This window comes from Streptomyces flavusporus (assembly GCF_046267975.1).
Classification (GTDB): domain Bacteria; phylum Actinomycetota; class Actinomycetes; order Streptomycetales; family Streptomycetaceae; genus Streptomyces; species Streptomyces flavusporus.
In genome coordinates this window covers 9,919,076-9,938,159 of the sequence record NZ_CP176503.1, presented here as the reverse complement: position 1 = coordinate 9,938,159, position 19,084 = coordinate 9,919,076, and the positions used below count along the sequence as shown (strand labels likewise).

At 69.3% G+C, this 19,084-nt stretch carries 14 protein-coding genes and 5 pseudogenes; 9 read left to right on the top strand and 10 right to left on the bottom strand.

The features are described from left to right. Positions 1-29 precede the first annotated feature (29 nt). Both ACKTSN_RS47065 and ACKTSN_RS47060 read left to right on the top strand, forming a co-directional pair. Positions 30-2,111 carry an NPCBM/NEW2 domain-containing protein gene (locus ACKTSN_RS47065; RefSeq protein ID WP_409474647.1) on the top strand — a complete coding sequence of 694 codons (2,082 nt, stop codon included), beginning with the start codon at positions 30-32 and terminating at the stop codon, positions 2,109-2,111. A 183-nt stretch (positions 2,112-2,294) separates the two neighbouring features. Continuing rightward, positions 2,295-2,646, top strand: a pseudogene (locus ACKTSN_RS47060) (transposase); the annotation flags it as partial. Between the two features lie 76 nt (positions 2,647-2,722). Here the strand turns inward: ACKTSN_RS47060 and ACKTSN_RS47055 are convergent. From ACKTSN_RS47055 to ACKTSN_RS47035, 5 genes and pseudogenes are all read right to left on the bottom strand, one after another. Next, positions 2,723-3,166, bottom strand: a pseudogene (locus ACKTSN_RS47055) (IS6 family transposase); the annotation flags it as partial. A gap of 35 nt (positions 3,167-3,201) precedes the next feature. Then, positions 3,202-5,100 carry an IS4 family transposase gene (locus ACKTSN_RS47050; RefSeq protein ID WP_409474646.1) on the bottom strand — a complete coding sequence of 633 codons (1,899 nt, stop codon included), beginning with the start codon at positions 5,098-5,100 and terminating at the stop codon, positions 3,202-3,204. A 193-nt stretch (positions 5,101-5,293) separates the two neighbouring features. Next, positions 5,294-5,578, bottom strand: a pseudogene (locus ACKTSN_RS47045) (IS6 family transposase); the annotation flags it as partial. Positions 5,579-5,635: 57 nt separating this feature from the next. Continuing rightward, positions 5,636-5,796, bottom strand: a pseudogene (locus ACKTSN_RS47040) (ISL3 family transposase); the annotation flags it as partial. A 497-nt stretch (positions 5,797-6,293) separates the two neighbouring features. Further along, positions 6,294-7,016 carry a dienelactone hydrolase family protein gene (locus ACKTSN_RS47035; RefSeq protein ID WP_409474645.1) on the bottom strand — a complete coding sequence of 241 codons (723 nt, stop codon included), beginning with the start codon at positions 7,014-7,016 and terminating at the stop codon, positions 6,294-6,296. A 253-nt stretch (positions 7,017-7,269) separates the two neighbouring features. Here ACKTSN_RS47035 and ACKTSN_RS47030 point away from each other — a divergent pair. Then, positions 7,270-7,419 (top strand): annotated as a pseudogene (locus ACKTSN_RS47030) (IS256 family transposase); the annotation flags it as partial. Positions 7,420-7,781: 362 nt separating this feature from the next. Here the strand turns inward: ACKTSN_RS47030 and ACKTSN_RS47025 are convergent. Together ACKTSN_RS47025 and ACKTSN_RS47020 are read right to left on the bottom strand one after the other, a co-directional pair. Continuing rightward, positions 7,782-8,789, bottom strand: a complete 1,008-nt coding sequence (locus tag ACKTSN_RS47025) for an IS110 family transposase (RefSeq protein ID WP_409468061.1) — start codon at positions 8,787-8,789, stop codon at positions 7,782-7,784. A gap of 149 nt (positions 8,790-8,938) precedes the next feature. Further along, entirely contained in the window at positions 8,939-9,586 is a 648-nt protein-coding gene (locus ACKTSN_RS47020) for a DUF1963 domain-containing protein (RefSeq protein ID WP_385273709.1), read from the bottom strand. Positions 9,587-9,901: 315 nt separating this feature from the next. Here ACKTSN_RS47020 and ACKTSN_RS47015 point away from each other — a divergent pair, with 315 nt between their 5' ends. The 4 genes from ACKTSN_RS47015 (at position 9,902) to ACKTSN_RS47000 (ending at position 14,239) form a co-directional block, all read left to right on the top strand. Next, complete coding sequence (locus tag ACKTSN_RS47015; protein ID WP_409467247.1) at positions 9,902-11,164, top strand: IS701 family transposase; 1,263 nt, start codon at positions 9,902-9,904, stop codon at positions 11,162-11,164. 446 nt (positions 11,165-11,610) lie between these two features. Continuing rightward, the gene (locus tag ACKTSN_RS47010; RefSeq protein WP_409474644.1) at positions 11,611-11,838 is read left to right on the top strand and encodes a hypothetical protein; all 228 of its coding nucleotides are present in this window, start codon (positions 11,611-11,613) and stop codon (positions 11,836-11,838) included. A gap of 157 nt (positions 11,839-11,995) precedes the next feature. Then, positions 11,996-13,609, top strand: a complete 1,614-nt coding sequence (locus ACKTSN_RS47005) for a hypothetical protein (protein ID WP_409474643.1) — start codon at positions 11,996-11,998, stop codon at positions 13,607-13,609. Positions 13,610-13,768: 159 nt separating this feature from the next. Further along, positions 13,769-14,239, top strand: a complete 471-nt coding sequence (locus ACKTSN_RS47000) for a hypothetical protein (RefSeq protein ID WP_409468856.1) — start codon at positions 13,769-13,771, stop codon at positions 14,237-14,239. On the opposite strand, the gene ACKTSN_RS46995 is transcribed toward ACKTSN_RS47000, so the two are convergent. Beyond that, positions 14,211-15,152: an IS5 family transposase gene (locus ACKTSN_RS46995; protein WP_409473951.1), complete on the bottom strand. Its 942-nt coding sequence runs from the start codon at positions 15,150-15,152 to the stop codon at positions 14,211-14,213. The two genes, ACKTSN_RS47000 and ACKTSN_RS46995, sit on opposite strands and share 29 nt — an antisense overlap. 254 nt (positions 15,153-15,406) lie before the next feature. On the opposite strand from ACKTSN_RS46995, the gene ACKTSN_RS46990 reads away from it, so the two are divergent. Further along, positions 15,407-16,363, top strand: coding sequence for an IS5 family transposase (locus ACKTSN_RS46990; protein ID WP_409467219.1), 957 nt, complete (start codon positions 15,407-15,409; stop codon positions 16,361-16,363). On the opposite strand, the gene ACKTSN_RS46985 is transcribed toward ACKTSN_RS46990, so the two are convergent. Beyond that, complete coding sequence (locus ACKTSN_RS46985; RefSeq protein WP_409467218.1) at positions 16,311-16,862, bottom strand: hypothetical protein; 552 nt, start codon at positions 16,860-16,862, stop codon at positions 16,311-16,313. The two genes, ACKTSN_RS46990 and ACKTSN_RS46985, sit on opposite strands and share 53 nt — an antisense overlap. A 473-nt stretch (positions 16,863-17,335) precedes the next feature. On the opposite strand from ACKTSN_RS46985, the gene ACKTSN_RS46980 reads away from it, so the two are divergent. Beyond that, a complete protein-coding gene (locus ACKTSN_RS46980) occupies positions 17,336-18,430 on the top strand; it encodes a trypsin-like serine peptidase (RefSeq protein ID WP_409474642.1) in 1,095 nt (364 codons plus the stop codon). Between the two features lie 98 nt (positions 18,431-18,528). Here ACKTSN_RS46980 and ACKTSN_RS46975 read toward each other — a convergent pair whose 3' ends face one another. Further along, the gene (locus tag ACKTSN_RS46975) at positions 18,529-18,795 is read right to left on the bottom strand and encodes a hypothetical protein (RefSeq protein WP_409474641.1); all 267 of its coding nucleotides are present in this window, start codon (positions 18,793-18,795) and stop codon (positions 18,529-18,531) included. Positions 18,796-19,084 lie beyond the last annotated feature (289 nt).

Below are 19,084 nucleotides of genomic sequence, written 5' to 3'. Positions count from 1 at the left end.
CGCCTGATCGATCGGACAAAGGATCCGACGTGAAACTACATCTCACCGTCCTACTCGCCCTCCTGACCGGCTTGCTGGTCGTGCCAGCACCCGCCCACGCCAGCCCAGCGGCCGGCGCTGTCGCCGTCACGGCGCCAGCACCTCAGCAGGTGCTGAGCCCGACGCCGTACATGGGCTGGAACACCTACTACGCGCTGGGTGGCGATCCGACCGAGGCCGAGGTCAAGTCAATAGCCGACTTCCTGGTCAGCAGCGGCCTGCGCGACGCCGGCTACGAGTACGTCTGGATCGACGGCAACTGGGCGGCGCCGACCCCACGCAGCTCGGCCGGCGACCTGGTGGCCAACCCCGACCAATTTCCGAACGGGCTGAAGCCGCTGGTCGACTACATCCACGCCAAGGGCCTGAAGGCTGGCATCTACACCGACGCCGGCCCGTACATCCCGGGCAAGTGCGGACTCGGCAGCCACGGCTACTACCAACGCGACGCGGACCAGTTCGCCGCCTGGGAGTTCGACGCGGTCAAGGTGGACTACCTCTGCGGGATCGCCGCGGACCTCGACCCGAAGACCGTCTTCACCGAGTTCGCGCTGGCGTTGCGGAACAACGCCAGCGGGCGCCCCATGATCTTCAACCTCTGCAACCCGGTGACCTCCCCGGACTGGGGCAACTACCCGGAGGAGCAGCAGTCGACGTACTCCTGGACCTATGCGCCGACGATCGCGCAGTCCTGGCGGACGTACACGGATGTGGGTTTCGTCGGCGAGATCAAGTTCAAGGACGTGCTGCGGAACTACGACGCGAACGCGCAGCACCCCGAGGTCGCCGGGCCGGGGCACTTCAACGACCCGGACTACCTCGGACCTGAGCTGGGGATGACCGACGAGGAGTTCCGTACCCAGATGACGCTCTGGTCGGTGGCGGCCGCGCCGCTGGTGATCGGCAGCGACGTCCGTAAGCTCAGCCAGACCTCGCTCGGCATTCTCGCGGACCCCGATGTACTCGCGATCAACCAGGATACCGCCGGCGTCCAGGCCGTCCGCGTCGGCCCCGCCGGTACGACGGAGACCTGGGTGAAGCGGCTGGCCAACGGTGACCGTGCCGTGGTGCTGCTGAACCGGGGCGACAGCCCAACGACCCTGACCACGAAGGCGTCGTCGGTCGGGCTGTCCGGGGATCGGTTCATCCTGAAGAACGCCTGGACCAACCAGGTCACCGAGAGCGCCGGCACCATCAGTGCCGCCGTCCCGGCCCACGGCGCAGCCCTGTTCCGGGTCGGCCCGGCCGCGGGCAAGCCCGGTGTTCCGCACGTCGTCGCCGGCCTGCCGCAGGTGACGCAGGTCGGTGGCGACGCGGTGCCGACCGGGGCCGCCCCGGTGGTCGCTGGCGGCGACCAGGCCCGGGTCGAGGTCACCGTCCGTAACGACGGTGCGCAGCCGGCCTTCGCGCCGCGGGTTGAGCTGAGGGTGCCCGCCGGCTGGACGGCCCGTCCGCTCGGCGATGCGCCGAAGCTGCTGGACTCCAACCACTCCGTGACCTTCGCCTTCACGGTGACCCTGCCGGCCACCGCCGTGCCGGGCAGCACCGCGCTGACCGCCACCACGTCGTATGAGGTGACCGGCAAGAGACAGCTGCGGCAGGAGACGGCCACGGCGGTAGTTGTCGCACCGGCGGCGCCGGACGGCGACGTCGTACTGTCGCACCACCAGTGGATCAGCGCCACCAGCGGGTGGATGAGCCCGACGGTCGACCTGAGCGTCGGTGGCTGGTCGCCGATCAGCATGCTCGGCCAAGTCTACCCGACCGGTATCGGGGTCGCCTCGCCCTCCACGGTCCGCTACTACCTCGGCGACCAGTGCAGCCGGCTGACCGCGACCGTCGGCATCGACGATGCGGTGCGCAACGTCGGCCCGGAGGGCGGCACGTCGACCTTCCAGATGATCGGTGACGGCCGGGTGCTGTTCGACAGCGGTGTGCTGACCCGCGACGACATCCGCCAGGTCGACATCGACCTGGCCGGTGTACGGGTGCTCGACCTGGTGGTCGGCGACGCCGGCGACGGCGGCTACAACGACCGCGCCAACTGGGCCGGTCTGAACGCCACCTGCTGATTCGGCTCGGCCGCACCCAATGACACCTCACCTGGGTGCGGCCGATTCGCCAGGACTTTGAGACGCCGTGGCGCGGTTACGCGCCACGGCGTCGTGATGTTGGGCCGGCCGGGATGGTGAGGCTGATCCTTTGGAGTGGACACCCTGACAATGGATCTTGAAGGTCTAGGAAGGGATGTCCAGGTGGGACGCCAGTCTCCGTACCCGGAGGAGTTTCGGAGGGACGCCGTCGCGTTGTACCGAGCCGCCGGTGGCAAGCGCACGTATGCAGCGGTGGCCGCGAAACTCGGGATCACCGGGGAGACGCTGCGCACGTGGGTCCGCAAGGACATCGCCCAGCACACGTCCGAGCACCGCGTGGGCGGGGCCGGCCAGAGTCCGGCTGAGGAGCTGGCCCGGCTGCGGGCGGAGAACGCCCGGCTGCTCAAGGCGGAGAAGGAGTGGCTGCTGGAGCGCGAGATCCTGCGCGGGCGGCTGCGTATTTCGCTCGGGAGGTGAAGTGAAGACCCGCCGCTGGGACTTCATCTCCGACAACGGCGTTGTCACGTTGTTGAGGTGTGAGGTGTCTGAGGTCGCGTCAGCGCGGGTCGGGCCGGGTGGCAGTCCCGGGGTCAGGCCCTGGTGGGCTGGCCGACGACGCCGGTGATCTGGTCCCAGATGGTGAAGCGGATGGTCATCTCGAGGCGGTGTTCGGTGGCGGTCATCAGGTGGCGTGAGGGTCGGAAGCGGGGTGAGATGCCGCTGAAGGCGGACAGGAACCGTTGGGCTGCGCCGGCGCTGCGGAATCCCTTCATCGCGCGTTCGCGCTGCCGGGTGGGCTGGTGGGAGTTCTCGGCCCGGTTGTTCAGGCCCTTGTGGGAGCGGTGCTCGACCGAGGGCATCACCTCGCGGTGGGCGGCACCGTAGGACCGGAGCTTGTCGGTCACGATCACGCGGGGCACCGACCGGGTCTTCTTCATCAGCTTCCGGAAGAAACGCCTGGCCGCATCCTTGTCGCGACGGCTCTGGACCAGGATGTCCAGGACGTTGCCGTCCTGGTCCACCGCGCGCCACAGGTCAATGCCGGAAAGTTATGATTCATTCTGGTTTGTCAAGCAGCTCTGCGGGTCGGCGTGTTCGTGGCGGCGAGCGGCCTCGCGGGGGCGGCCGGCACTGACTGTTCGGGGAGTCGGTAGGTTGCGGGCGCGGTCTTGACCAGCAGGTTCTTGCGTGCCCAGGCGCTGAGGTGTTGTGCGAGGGTGCTGTGTTTGACGGTGTTCAGCGCAGCGGTGATCTCACGGGCGTGCCAGGGGCGGTGAGGATCGGTGGCCATGACCGCGAGGACGTCTTCAGGGTGGACGGCGAGCTTGGAGGGCTGCGGCGGTCCGTCCGGGATCTTGAAGGTGGCCGGTCCGGTCTTGATGAGGATCTGGCGCCTGGACCACCGGATCAGCTCGCCGGTCAGGTCGCCGCGGTCCAGCCGTAGCAAGGTGGCCAGTTCGATGGCCCGCCACTCACGCTCCGGAGCGGTGCCCATCGCGGCGAGCACATCCTCGAGCCTGCTGGTGTGCATCGGGACCGCGGGCGGTAGCAGCGTCTGGGCCGTCACGGGCGGGTCCTGCTGCAGGGCCGGGTTCCGGCCGGGCCGGCCGGGCTGAGCTGCTGTCGGTGCGGGGACGGGAGTGTCCTGCTGAGGGAAGTGGACGATGATGTCGAGGGCGGTGACCGGGGTGCTGACGCAGGGGCGGTCCTCGTCGGACCGGCGGTGTCCGTAACGAGCGGAGACGCCTTTGACGGTGCGCGCGCTGATCCGTGGTCGGCGCGGTGGCAGCAGGGCGCCGATGACTGCCTCTGCGATCGGGCCGGTCAGCTCGCTGCCGGCGTCGGGCACGATGGCGGCGCCACGGGTGACGCTGTCGCGGGCGGCGACCAAGGCCGCGGTGAAGCAGGCCCGGTCCGGGTCGCATCCGGGCACGGCATCGGTGGCGTCCAGCATCGCCATCCGCAAAAGCTGGTGGACCGTCAGCAGTGCCCACATCTCCTGGCGCAGGCCCTGAGGGTCACCCGAGCGCAGTACGCGGCCCTTGAGCATGGTGTGACGGATCGCCAGGAACGTCACCTCGATCTCCCACCGCTGGTGGTAGAGGGCCAGCAGGTCTTCGGCCGGGTGGCGGCGCGCATCGGTCAGCGTGGTCACCAGCCGGTACTCGCCCCGATGGGTGCTGCCGTCCGCGCACGTGACGGTGACGGTCGCGGCGATGACACGGACCGGAACCCCCGCGATGACCGACAGGAAGGAACCGTCGGCCAGGACCTGCAGCACGGCGGGCCTGCGCGAGGAGCAGATCCGCAGCAGCAGCGCAGCCCGTGAGGCGTGCACGGCGCGGATGAAGGCGTTCGCGTCAAAGCCGCGGTCGGCGAGCACCACCATGTCCTGCCGCAGGTGGCCGACCAGTTGCAGGGCAGCCTCCACCTCACCGCGATACGGACCGACGACCGCGCCGAGCAGGGCCCGCGTTCCCGTCTCCGCCAGGGCCATCACCGCCAGCAGCGGATAGGCGGCCACCCCGGCGGCGACCTTGTACCTGCCCAGCCAGGCCACGTTGTCGCCGGTCTCGGGGACCCGGGTGGACCGGCAGCCGTCGAACGCGACCGTGCGCAGACCCCGCCAGGACACACCCCTCGTGCACGGACGGCCCAGCGGACCTGCCACAACCTCGAACAACTCCCGCAACGGGTCCGGTCCCACCCGCCGACGCACACAGGCCAGACCCGCCGCGGTCACCGACGCCACGAGGTGCCCCGCCTGCCGCAACGCTCCGGCCAGGGTGTCCCACACCCGCCCGTAGGAACCGCCTGGGAACAGGGCCAGCGCCAGCACGAAGTACACCGCCACCCGAGCCGGCACCGTACGCGTCCGCCCCCGACGGCCCGGCTGGTCAAGGACATCGTCGACCAATTCGAAGGGGAGATATCGGGTCAGGGCGCCGAGATGCCCCGGAGCGAACACTCCGCAGGCCGTTGTGAAGGTCTGAGTCAGCGTCGTCGTGCCACACTGGTCCGTCAACGGGACCTCCGGTGTTGGTCTGTCTTGGTCGACGACTCAACTTCCAGGGGTCCCGTTCTGTTCTCCCGACCCGCCACCTCGACACACCGCCGCCGAGTACTTGACAAGCGGCAACTTCACATAACTTTCCGGCATTGCGCCACAGGTACTTCCGCTTGCCGTTGATCTTGACGAAGACCTCGTCCAGATGCCATTTATCGCCTGGCCTGGGGCGGCGTCGGCACGGCGCGTCGGCGTAGGACTGCCCGAACTTCCGGCACCACCGGCGGACCGTCTCATAGGAGACGACGACGACGCGCTCGAGCATCAGCTCCTCGACCTCGCGGAAGCTGAGCGGGAACCGGAAGTACAGCCACACGCAGTGGGAGATGATCTCCACCGGGTACCGGTGGCCCTTGTACGACGGCCGCGTGCTCGCCACGCACGATCCCCTCCCGAGGGTTATCAACTTGGAGACCATCTCACGCCGTTAGCCAACGTGACAGTGCCCTGACACCGCCCCGCAGACCGGAACGGCGCCGTATCCCGCGGCGTCCGCGCCCGCACGACGATCCGCTCCCCCTCGTCGATGACATCCTCGATGACCAGCGGAGCCAGCCCCGAAAACACCGTCCGTACAAGCTCGTTGACATCCTCCACACGGACGTCAACGACACCTCACGACTCTGCGTCACCACCGAATGCGAGACAGGGCCGCTCGTTTGACAGACCCGACCAAGGACGACTTCTTCGTCGCCGCGTACCGGGCCGCCACCGAGGTCCTGTTCACCGAGGTCAGCCGGATCACCGAGCCCAGCGACGGCCCCCGCGGGATGCTGAACGCCGCGATGCGTACCTACTGCCGGCTGTTGGCCGCCAACCCCGGCCCGGCCCGGGCGCTGGTGGTCGAGTCGGTCGCCTGCCCGGCGATCCGCAAGGTACGGGTCGAGTGCCTCACGGCATGGTCCCAGCTGATGGCGGCGCTGGTGGCCGAGCGCCGCCCCGACCTGCCGGTACCGCCGATGGCCGGTACCGCCGCGATCGGGGCGGTTGTGCATCTGCCGGCCACCGCCGTCGAGGAGGGCCGGGACCTGTCCTCGATGACGGCATCCTGGCCGACACTGCCTACCGTCTGCTGCCCGCCAGACGGCCCGGCCTCACTTCAGGTGTCGGTCCAAGAACCGGCACCCGTCCTCCAGCTCGAACCCCGGGGTGCCGGTGTGCCCTCCCAGATTGGCGTGCAGCGTCTTCTCCTTGCTGCCGAAGGCGTCGAACAGGTCCAAGGCCCGTTGCCGGGGGTTCCCTTCGTCGTCCCACTGCAGCAAGAACAGCAGCGGAATGGTGACCTGCCGGGCCTCCTCGCGCTGGGCACGGGGCACGTACCCCCCGGCGAAGAAGTCTGCGGCCGCGATGCGCGGCTCAACCACCGCCAGCCGAATGCCGAGGGCGGTCCACCCCCCGGAGTACCCGACCGGGCCGCCGATCTCGGGCAGCTCAAGAAGGGCGTCCAGAGTGGTCTGCCATTCCGGGACCGCGTTTTCGACCAGCGGGCCGATGAAGGACTCCAAGATCTCGTCGACCGGCTCGCCGGCCTGCATCGCCCGCCGGAGGTCGGCACGGGCCTGCTCGTCGGCGGCGGAACGGGGACGGTCACCGCACCCGGCGGCGTCGATGGTGGCCACCGCGTAGCCGCGCGCCGCGGTGTACCGGGCCCGAGCCACCAGCCGGGGTTCCGCCTTGGGCAGGCCGTTGTTGTGGGCCATCAGGGCCAGCGGGACCAGTGCGGATCCAGGCGTCCACAGGGTGCCGGGCATCTCGCCGAGGGTGAATTCGCGCTCGAGGACGCCGTCGTCGAGGCGCTGTTCAGAAGTGAATTGCACGGTCGTGCCTTTCGGGAGGGCTCTTGAATGGCGCCCCCGGACGACCTATCGCCCGACCGTGACCCCGGAGGGGAGCACGATACTGCGTTCACGGGTACCACCTCCTCGTTCTCTGGTTGCGTCCCGGGAAGTGGTGTACGGGTTCCCACCTGATCCGGGCGTTTGGCTCGGCGTTGGAGTGAGTACCCGGATATGAGAACGGCCACCGGCTGATCCTTCGAGAACGACGAAGATCTTGAAGGAGACCAGCACGATGACCGCACCTGACAGTGTGCCCCTGCACGCCCTCGCGGAGGAGAACCTCGCCTCGGCGAGTCCGGATCTGCTTCGATCGATGATCAAAACGTTCGCCGACGCGCTGATGTCGGCGGAGGCTGACACGATGTGCGGGGCGGAATACGGCCACCCATGAGGGCCGGGCCTGTCAAGGGGCGTAGACGACCCCCGCCCGCGGCTTTCGGTTGGTTGCCGGGGCGTTGTCCTCGCGGCTCTTCCTCGTACGCCGACAGGCGGTCAACAATGGAGGCCGAGGAAACGTCATGGACGTTCGCGGATATGGCCGTTGGCATCCCCGATGCTGGCTGGTCGGCGGAGTGGTCTCACATCCACCCATTCGACGTCTGGCCGCACAGGCCGGCGTCATGACCGTGGTGCGGGGATCCGGGCTGCTCAGTCAGGTCATCGAGCGCGGCCGACGGGCCGTCTCATGCTGTTTTACGAGCTCACCCGGGGTCTGCGACCGCCGGTGGCGGTTGTCGGCTGCTTTCATCGGACCCCCGGCTGGCCGCATTGGTCCTGGACCGCGCGCAGCAGGTGGTAGGCGCGAGCCAGCAGGCGGCGGGCGATGGCGGTGGTGGCGATCTTCTTGCCGCGGCGGTGGGCAAGGCGCTGGTAGGCGGCGGCGAATTCCGGCGACCGCTTCGCAGTCTGCGCGGCCTCGCACAAGATCCACCGAAGCCAGTCCGAACCCTGTTTGGAGATGTGCCCGTGCCGCACGGTCAGGTCCGACCCGCGGACGGTGGGCGTCAGCCCGGCCCAAGCGGTGAGCTTGCGCGCGGAGGGAAAGCGCGTGATGTCCCCGACCTCGGCCACGATGACCAGGGCGGTGAGCGTGCCGACCCCCGGCAGCTGGGTGAGCACCCTGATGCGCGGATCACCCCGCGCCTGCGCGAGCAGCTGCCGGTCGAGCACGTCGATCGGCTCTTTGAGTGCGTCCATCAGGACCAGCAGGTCCTCGACCACGCGGCGGGAGGCGTCCGGCAGGTCCAGGCCCTCCAGCCAGGCCCGGCCCGGGGCGGTGAAGTAGCCGCCCGGCCGGTCGCAGCCGTGGTCCGCCAGGACGGCGTGGACCCGGTTGCGCAGCAGGGTCCGCAGCCGCACCAGCTGGCAGCGGTGCCGCAGCAGGGCCCGCTGCTGCCGCACGTCCAGCGGGGCGATCCACGCCTCCGGGAGAAGGTCGGCCCGCAGCAGCTGGGCCAGGGTCGCGGCGTCGACCTTGTCGTTCTTCAGTCGTGCGGAGGCGATCGCCTTGCACCGCAGTGGATGCACCAGGTGCGGCTCAAAGCCGTAATCCTCCAGCAGCTCCACCAGCCAGCCCCAGCCGTAGGCGGCCTCGAACGCGACTGGTGCCCCGATCGGCAGATCCCCGATCACCGACAGCACCGTCTTGACCCCATTCGGCACATTCCGGTTGACCTGCACTGCACCACCGTGGTTCACCACGGCGATCTGCGACCGCTTGCGATGCACGTCGATACCGACGTAGACAGACATCGAGGGCCTCCTTCCCGAGCCCGTTCCATACCCGGACGGTAGGCACCGCCCGGCTGAGCAGGGAAGGGGGCCCGGCCCTCATAGGGTCAGGTCATCCAGCACACTGAAGATCATTTACGGGACAGCCTTCAGGCAATGGCGCCCGGTAGTCACGAGCAGTCGAACCAGTGCCCGATGGGGCGGTCGGGACAGGTACGGCACTCGAAGACGTAGACGCCTCCGGCGTCGCCGAGGCACAGCCCGGCGGGGTTGTGAGCGTCGTCCTTCCATCGCCGACCGCCCGATTCGTTCTCGTCGGCTCGGTCCTCCTCGGGAAGCCACGTGCGCCAGGACTCACCGTCGAATTCCCAGCTGGACACCGTCAGGAGGTGCTCCATCCGGCTGCCACACCCTTCGCAGCCGGGCCATACCGGTTCCTGCGTCCAGCCCGGGTAGCCGCCGAGCTTGATCCCTGGGGCCTCCGCCAGGTGATAGGAGTACCGCAGGCCGGTTTCGGCGAGCAGTTCATCGAAGCGGCCTTTGAGGGCGTCGTGAACCTCGTCGGGAAGGTCCCGGCTCGGGTACTCGGTCACCTGCTCGGGGTGCACGGCACAGCGAGCCGGGTACCAGTCCTCAGGAAGTTCAGCGGCCGGCACCGGAGTGGGCAGCACGTCGCCGACGGCACCTGAGTCCCGCCAGTGAACCTGGGGCAGGGGGTAGCAGAATTCGCCGTGCTCGTAGGGGCACCACAGGACCTGCAGCAGGTCCGTGCCCTCGGGGAAGGGCACGGACGGCGCGTCGACACGACGAACCTGCACGATGGGAACCATGGGTACCGAGGGCGCGGGCTGATTCGTGCCGTCCGGGTCGTAGTGCTCCTCCCTGCAAACCGGCCAGGGCTCCGCGGCAGGCCAGAGCAAGGGACCTCCTACGGAACTGTCCTCGTAGGTCGGAGACCCAGGACGCGGGTGCAGGCGGACGGACTCACGGCGGAAGGGCAGCAACTCAGGAAAGAGGCTTTCCACGTCGACCGGACGGCTGGGTGTGTGACGGGACATGTGCAGGACTCTAGTAGGGCTTTGTTAGGTACCCCGATTGATCATCGTCAGGTAGATTGTGATGTTCTGTCAGGTGTGACACCTGAGGAGATGGAGACGGTCCGCCCGCGCCTGGAGGCGTTCGCGGCGGAGATGCTCGGTTCGCTGGCGCGTCGGGACCAGCGGGCCAAGGGCGAGCTGTATCTGCGCGGGCTGATGCTGGACGGCAAGCGCAAGTCCATGCAGCCGATGGCCGAGCGCCTGGGCGTGGACCACCAGCAGCTGCAGCAGTTCGTCTCATCGTCCACCTGGGACTACTCCAAGGTCCGTGAGCGGCTGGCCCGTTGGGCTGCCGCGCACATTTCTCCCGAGGCGTACGCGATCGATGATGTCGGCTTCCCCAAGGACGGCTACGACTCACCGGGGGTGGCGCGGATGTACTGCGGCGCCCTGGGTAAGCGCGGCAACTGCCAGGTCGGCGTCAGTGTGAACCTGGTCAGTGACCGTGCGTCATCGGCTGTCGACTGGCGCCTGTTCCTGCCCGAGAGCTGGGACGACACCAAGTACGGCGAGGACGCGCTGATGGCCGAGGCGATCCGGCGCCGCCGCGCCAAGGCGGGAATCCCGGACACCGAGCGGCACCGGGAGAAGTGGCGCCTGGCGCTGGACATGCTCGACGAGGTGCGCGACAACTGGGAGTTGCCCGACCTTCCGGTCGCCGCCGACGCCGGATACGGCGACGCCACCGGCTTTCGCGAGGGCCTGACCGAGCGCGGCCTGACCTACGCGGTCGCGGTCAAAGCCACCACGACCGCGCACCCCGGCAATGCCACACCCCAACGCCCGCCGTACTCCGGGCAGGGCCGCCCTCCCGTGTCCGCCTACCCCCAACCGCACACCACCCTGCGCGCCCTGGCCCTGGCCGTCGGCCGAGCGGCCACCCGCACCGTCACCTGGCGCCAGGGCAGCAAGGCCACCAGACGCAACCCGAACGCCGAGATGCGCTCGCAGTTCCTGGCCCTGCGGGTCCGACCGGCCAACCGCACCATCCGCCGCGCCGCCGACGGCTCCCTGCCCGACTGCTGGCTGCTCGTCGAGTGGCCACCCGACTCCGCCGAGCCAACCGACTACTGGCTCTCGACGCTTCCCGCCGACACCCCACTGCGCGAACTGGTACGAATCGCCAAGATCCGATGGCGAGTTGAGCACGACTACCGCGAGCTCAAGGACGGTCTGGGCCTGGACCACTTCGAGGGCCGCAACTACCTCGGCTGGCACCGCCACGTCACCCTCGCGTCCCTCGCCCAGGCCTTCTGCACCATGCTCAGGCTCGACCCAAAAGCCCCTGCGCCGGCCTGACCCTCTACGCGGTCCTCCGCGAACTCCAGGCCCTCCTGGCCACCTGGACCGGCGCCTGCTCGATATGCGGCCAACCCGCACCAGCACCCGAACCCCACCACAGGACCTAACAAAGCCCTACTAGAACCCAGGTACGACAGCCAGCCCGGGGCATGACGGCTGGGTGCGGCCGGGGCCCGTTCACCCTCCTCCCGTTGCACTGGCGCTCTCACAACTCGACAACATCCAACCGACACATGATCGCCAACAGTTCTTCGCCGCCGACGACAAACGTTCTCCACTGTCACCAACGCAGCCACTGCCATCGATCAAGAAGCGGTGGTCACCAGCAGCCCGGAACCCGCTGGCCACTCTGCCGCCCAAGGCACAAGCTCCCTCCGGTTCCCAGAAATCGCCTCCGGGAATCCGCGAACCCGTCGGTTTGGCGGCGAGTCCCGTTCGACCACATGCGGACCCTGGGCTGGATCACGCCCACGGAGTGGCGCGAGATGCGGTACTGCACCTCACAGGCCGGGGCGGTCGACGTCCCGATGTTCACCACGGCCGACGTTGACGCCGTGCCCGACTCGCACCCCGAGATCGACTGGGAGCAGCTGCGCAGCCTCGGCAAGGGCCGACGCTCCCCGCTCGCCGACCTGGTGAAGGCGAAGGAGAAGGCGGCCGCCGCGGCGTGAGGGAGGGTCACCTGTGTGGGTGATGACAGCCGTACGGTTCGGCGACACGCTCAGACGCTGCTGCCACCCCCAAATCGCTCGCGCAACCCGTGGGCTGAGAGGATCCTCAAGTCTCGGCCGCGCGAGCGGCCAGCCCGCTGACCGGAAGAGGAGTGTCGTGACCCGCAGCCTTGGACGGAAGCTGCTGAGGCGACTCCGTGCCCGAGCGGACATTCTCGGCGTCCCAGCGAACCTGCCTGACGACCACCTGCCCGTCCGGCCGACCGCGCAGCAACTCCGCGACGCCACAGCCGCCGTCGAGTCCCAGAGTGGCCGCAACGCCGATGAACTGGCCGGTCTGCTACTCGCCGTTGATCGCGACGGTGACCCCAAGTTGCTTGCCAGAACCGGGCAGCTCCTGCTGCGGGCATGCCCCCGCGTGTGGCTGATGCTCGATGTGGCGACACGCCGTGCGTGGTGGCGTGCTCCGCGCTGGTCGGCGGTCGCGGTGCAGCGGCTGTTGCAAGGCGAGTCCTCCCCTCTGGGGCTCACGGTCGCTGCGTTCCACCCCGACGGACACGTCCGTGAGACCGCCGTTGCGTATCTGGCCGAACTCGAAGACACCCTGGCGGTGCCTGCACTGACGCTGCGGGCCTCGGACTGGGTGCCGCAGGTCCGTGACCGTGCCCGGTCGGCGCTCGAGTACCGCCTTGCCGAGCCCTCCGCTGCGGCGCTGGTCGCAGCCGCGGCGGTCGCCTTGGCCCTGAGGGAACGCCGTGAGGGCCGCTGGCTGGCCGATCGCATCGAAACCGTGTTCCGGGAAGGTCCGGTCGAGTTGCTGACCGCTGCCCTTGCCGCCCCGGACTGGCGCACCCGCCGCGCCGCACACCTGACCGCGCTCGCCGCCGGCCGGCTCGATCTGGCGCAGATGCTCCACGCCGCCGAACACGACGGCGACCTGCTGACCCGGATCCGGTGCGCCGAAGCTGCGGTGAAGACCGCGGCCGCGGCCGGAACCGTTGACCTCGTCCGTCCCCTGCTGTCCAGCGGCACCGCGATGGTCCGTGCAGAGGCGGTACACGTGCTGGCCCGACGGGGCGACATCACCCCCGCCATCGCCGCGCTCGCCGACCGCAACCCGATCGTGCGGGCGGTCGCTCAGGCCGCTCTGCGCCGCGCCAGGTCCGACCCGGTGGAACAATACCGACGCCTCGTCATGACGTCCCTCCCCGAGCCAGGAGCCATCGCCGGCCTCGGTGAGACCGGGACCGCTGACGACGCCAGCCTCATCCCTTCCTGGCTCGATCACCCCCAGCCCCGCGGACGAGCAGAAGCCGTGCGCGCGCTGCGCCGCCTGGGCGCAGCCGACCCAGACACCCTCTCCGCCATGCTCACCGACCCGTCCGGCACGGTCACCCGGCAGGTCACCATCACGCTGCGCCCCTGGGCATCCCGCCTTGACCTGCCACGCCTCCGGGAACTCCTCACCGTCAGCAACCCGCAGCACATCCGCATGGCTGCCTACCGGTTGCTGCACGAACGGGACACCTGGACTCGACTGCTCATCGACCTCGAACTCGTCGCCGACCCATCACCCTCGATGCGTAACCGCGCCCGCAACGACATCACGACCTGGCTCACACGCGAAGCCGCCACCACGTACTCGATGCCGCAAGGCCGTATCGCCGACGCGCTCACCAAGCAGCTATGCGACGCCGAAGACGTGCTCGGCCCAGACCGAATCCGCCTACTGCGCTTTCACCTCGGGCTCAAACCCCCGTCAACCGCGTGAGCCCAGTTCAGTGAAGCCTGCATCCGCTGCCCCATATTTCAGACGCCATCCGCTTTCCGAACGTGATCGTTTGGTTCGGGCTGGGTGGGCATGAACTCCGGCTGGCGGCGGGAGAGATGGGCGTGGTTCGTCCGTTCGTTTCGCTTATGGAGGTGGCTGGTGCCGTCGGTGCTCGGTCTGCTGGAGGCCCGGGAGAAGAAGGTCCGGGAAGAGGTGGCACGGCTGCGGGAGGAGGCCGAGCGGGTGCAGGCCGCGCTCGGCGAGGCGGAGCGGGCACTTCAGCGTCTGGCGGATGCCCGTGTGACGGTGGCTGAGGTGCTGGCGGAGCCGCCTGTCGCGGTCGCGGAGCCGGTGGTGAGTGCGGTGGCGGGGTCGGTGGTGCCCAGACGGGCCGAGGGCATGACAGCGACGGTCCTGCCTCCGGACTACCAGCGGATCATGTCCGTGCTGGAGTCGGATGCGGCCCGGGAGGGTATGCGGTGCCAGCAGCTGGCCGCAGCCCTGGGCCTTCAGGCGGTTCCGGCGAAGGTCGAGGGGCTGCGGTCGAAGGCGAAACGCCTGGTGGAGCGGGGGTGGGCGCTCCAGGTGCGGCCGGGGGTGTTCACCCCGCTCGGGGCGCCGGCCGGCTGAAGGCGCCTGGCCGGCGCCCGGCCAGGCGGCTGCTCATGAGCATGGTCATGGACCACAGCACCATGGCCTCGTGCATGGCGGGCAGCGTCTCGTAGTCGCGCACCAGGCGGCGCGAGCGCATCAGCCAGCTCAGCGTTCTCTCCACCACCCACCTGCGCGGCAGCACCACGAACCCGCTGGTGTCGTCGGTGCGTTTGACGATCTCAAGGGTGAGCTGGAGCTTCTCGGCCGCCCAGTCGACGAGCCGACCCGCATAGCCACCGTCCGCCCAGACGAGGCGGATGGAGAAGTACATGGTGCGCAGCCGCTCCAGCAAGGGCAGTGCGGCGTCGCGGTCCTGCACGCTGGCCGCACTCACCACGACGGCCAGGACCAGGCCGAGGCAGTCCACCACCAGGTGCCGCTTGCGGCCGCCCACCTTCTTCCCGCCGTCCCACCCGGACGTCGAGCGCGGGATGTTCGCCGCTGCCCGCAGTGACTGCGAGTCCACGATGGCGGCCGTCGGGTCCACCTCACGGCCTTCCTTCTGGCGCACCTTGTCGCGCAGCCGGTCGTGGAGCTCGGCAAGCAAGCCCGTCACCTGCCAGCGGCGGGCGAACGCGTGCACCCGCCGGTACGGCGGGAAGTCACAGGGCAGGTTGACCCACTTGACGCCGTTGTCGACTACATAGCGGACCGCGTCCAACATCACGCGGTGGCAATAGCCCTCCGGCCGCCCGCCCCGCCCCTGAAGCCACGCGGGGACCGGCAGCAGCGGCCGGATGACCTGCCACTCCGCCTCCGTCAGGTCGGAGCCGTAACACCGCACGCGGTCCGGCCCGTCCGCCGCGTTGCCGAACCTGTGCGCGAGACAGTCACACGCCGGAGATGGCGCGTTGGACTCCAGAGACGCGAGCACGAAAGACTGCGACACAGGGCCTCCTGGTGCTGCTCGGTTGGGATCGCACCCCCGAGCTACCAGGAGGCCCTGCCGTTATGCCCCGACCGCCGAGAGGTCACCCGAACAGGAACCGTGTTCGACTGATCAAGCCTGCCGAGCGGTAAGCGGATGGCTTCTCAGAAGCCGTCTCTCAACCGATCTTGGAACGTGCAGATCGAACGGAGTTCCTGGTCGGGTGATCTTCCGGCCGTACGCGCATGAAGGCAGGGCCTCCTGGTAGCTCGGGGGTGCGACCCCAATCCGAGCGGTTCCCGGAGGCCCTGTTGTCGTTGTTGTACGCGCCCGAGCCCGCCCACTTCAACTCGCCCGCCGTGTCGTGCGATTGCCTCGCGCACGTGTACGGCAACGCGGCCGATCATCCCGATCGGGTGCGCCGGTATCCGTCGGACATGACGGACGCGGAGTGGGCGGCCATCCGGCCGTTGCTGCCGGTGCCGGCCTGGCTCCAGGGCAGAGGCGGGCAGCCCGAGGGGTATTGCCACCGCCAGATGCTGGACGCGATCCGCTATTTGGTCGCGGGCGGGATCTCCTGGCGGGCGATGCCCGCGGACTTCCCCGCATGGGGCCGGGTCTACGCCTTCTTCCGCCGTTGGCGCGAGCACGGGCTGATCGCCGAGTTCCATGACCGGCTGCGCGGGAGGGTCCGTGAACGCGAGGGCCGCCAGGCCGAGCCCACGGCGGGGATCATCGACGCGCAGTCGGTGCGGGCCGCCGCGACGGTGCCGGCCTCCTCACGCGGCTACGACGGCGGGAAGAAGGTGCCGGGCCGCAAACGGCACATCGTGACCGACTGCCTCGGCCTGCTCCTGGTCGTCGCGGTCACCGCCGCGAACATCGGCGACCGCGACGCCGCGGCCGGCCTGCTGAGACGGCTGCGCCGCCTGCACCGCGACATCACCCTGGTCTGGGCCGACGGAGGCTACACCGGCGGCCTCGTCGACTGGTGCCGGGACAAACTCGCCCTGACCTTGGAGATCGTCAAGCGCACCGACGACATGACAGGGTTCGTGGTGCTCCCCAGACGCTGGGTGGCGGAGCGCACGTTCGCCTGGCTGATGAACTCCCGCCGTCTGGCGAGAGATTACGAGACGCTGCCCGCTTCCAGCGAGGCGATGATCCGGTGGTCGATGGTCACGCGGATGAGCCGGCGCCTGGCGCGGCCACGGGCCGCCGGCCGGCGCTGAACGCTCCCGACGTCTCCTGCAGCAGCCACCCGCGCTCCGCCAGGCGCCTGGCCTTCGAGCGCACCCCCTCGACCTTCGCCGGTGTCGTCCCCAGGCCCAGCTGAACCGCGACCTCCTTGGCCTTCGCCGGTCCCTCGCCCGCTGAGCGCCGCTCCTCCAGCACGCCCAGAATCCGCTGATAGTCCGGCGCCAGCACCGTCACCGGCAGCCCGTCCCGCCACGGCGGCACCGTCGAGCCCGGCACCGGCACGGTCGATGGCGCCCTTTCCTGCTCCGCCCCGCTCTCCGTCACCGCAGTGGACTCGGCCGCAGACACAGCCAGGGCCTCGAGCAGCTCCTCCCGCGCGATCACCCGCCGGTCCAGCTCGATCTCCGCGGCCTCCAACACCTCAGCCAGCCGAGCGGCTTCCTCCCGCAGACCCTCCACCCGCACCCGGGCAGCCGCCTCCCGCTCCTCCAGCATTCCCAGCACCGACGCCACCGCGCACCCCTCGGTCATGAAGCGGACACAAGACGCCGCATCCCTCCCTCACCCCGAGCGAAACCATTCCTGACCAGCAAGGATCAACCGATCACGTTCGGTTGAGAGACGGCTTCTTAGCCGTCCACCACCCGCTGGCTCGACACCGAGGACGCTGTACGCGACGGGGCGGCAGCGCTGGCGACTGAACAGGCCGGCCTGGCCCGATCCGGAGGACATCGCACCCGACCCAAGAGTCAAGCCAAACGCCTCCGTTGCCGCTGGCGCCGCAGCGCCCTGGGGACGTCGGCGCCGGGGTCGCACGAGGTCTGCCCATACTCGAACGCCACCCGGGCAACAGCGACGTCACGATCCTGCTCGGCTGACGCCGGCCGCCTCCCCGTAGCCACCCCCCTCTCGCCACAGGTGATTCACAGCACACTCATGTCATGACCACGACGAGATGATTGCATACACCCTCAAGATCATCGATCTTCTGAAACGAGGCACTGGTGCGTCTTCACCACATCGTCGTCCCCCTCGCCGCCGCCACGGCAGCGCTCTCCCTCACCCCCCTCACGGCCCAGGCCGCGCCCCGGGCCGACCAGGACGTCCCGGCGGGCGTCACCGTGTCCGCCGAGAAGAAGACCGACCGGGAGATCCGCGCCTACTGGTCCCCGGAGCGCCTGCGGGCCGCCGCGGCCAACCCGGCGGACATGCCGGCCCTGAAGAAACGGCCCTCGGCCAGCGCGGACGCCACGGCCCAGGACACCGCACCGGCCGTGAACCCGGCCCACGCCTCGGCTCCCTCGGCCAAGCCGGTGAACAGCACGTTCGCCACCACCGCCGCGGCGGCTTCCGAGATATCCGTCTCGCAGGAGGTCCCGTACGCCACGGCACCGCAGTACTCCCTCGTGGGCCGCCTGTTCTACAGGGAGCCCGACGGCTCCGGCCACTCCTGCTCGGCCGCGGTCATCGTCTCCAACAACCGGAACACACTGTGGACCGCCGGGCACTGCGTCCACATGGGTGACGGCACTGGCGACGCCGGATGGAACGACATGCTGGAGTTCATCCCCGGCTACCGCGACGGCAGCGGCCCCTACGGGGCCTGGACCATCAAGTCGAAGGTCGTCAACAACGAGTGGATGAGCTCCGCCGACTTCGAGGACGCCGACTACGCCGCCGTGGTGCTCAACGACCACCCGACCTGGGGCAAGCTCCAGGACAACGTGGGCGCGTTCGGCTACGCCTTCACCGAGAACCTCACCGACCACTCCGAGGTCTTTGCCGCGGGCTACCCCGGCGAGGGCTACAACCGCACCGACCTCAACGCCGAGCGGATGATGTACTGCTACGGCGACACCGTGGACGCCGGTCCCTGGAACCCGTTCGACGACCGCATGTCGATGGACTGCGACATGGGCAAGGGTTCCTCCGGCGGCCCGATGATCGAGGGCAGGAACACCAGCGACCCGCGCATCATCGGCGCCATCAGCCACCACGTGACCGACGACGCAGGCAATCGCAACTCCGACGACCTGTTCTCCTCCGAGCACGACTCGAAGGCCGCCAACACGATGAGCGCCGCGAACGGCATCAGCTGAACCAGCTGAACTAGCAGAATCAGCCGACCCGGCACGGCCGGAGGGGCCCGCGTGCCGACGCGGGCTCCTCCGCCATGCCTGTCCACGACCGGACCGGGTCACCCCGGCTGAGCGTGCTTCGCCAGCTCCGTGCCCCACGCGTCGAGGATCTCCTGCGTGGTCATCGAGTCCACGTCCGCGGGCAGCTCCTTGCCGGACTTCTCCAGGTCCGCCTTCCACAACTCGATGTAGTCCGCACGGCTCCTCGTCGGTTCCGTGTGCACGGAGACGGACGTGTCCTCGGCGAAGGTGGCGTACGCGGCGGCGCCGGCTCCCGCGCACACGGCGGCCAGCAGTACGCCTGCTATCAGGGTCTTCTTCGTCACGCGGGCAGGCTATCGGCCCGACCGGAGCCGGACAGTCCACCTCCGCCTTCCCACACACAACCCCCTCCGATTCCACCGGGCCGAGGAATCGCAGGGGGCCACCCGGCTCACTGTCTCCAGCGATGACTGGCGAAGGCCGCCAAGGCCACCACTGGCGGCGAAGCGTCCACCGGGGTGCGGCGCCCGGAGGGCCCCGGGTCGGCCAGGGCTGTGCGGACCGGGAACGCGACCGCCGATGGCGCTGGCAGCAGAGCGAACACGGGTGTGGATTACAGCTGATGACTGGGCT

Excerpts from the sequence above, each read along its gene's own strand:
- ACKTSN_RS47025 (WP_409468061.1), bottom strand. The coding sequence starts at position 8,789 with ATGTCTGTCTACGTCGGTATCGACGTGCATCGCAAGCGGTCGCAGATC.
- ACKTSN_RS47010 (WP_409474644.1), top strand. The coding sequence starts at position 11,611 with ATGCGGACCCTGGGCTGGATCACGCCCACGGAGTGGCGCGAGATGCGG.
- ACKTSN_RS46985 (WP_409467218.1), bottom strand. The coding sequence starts at position 16,862 with ATGACCGAGGGGTGCGCGGTGGCGTCGGTGCTGGGAATGCTGGAGGAG.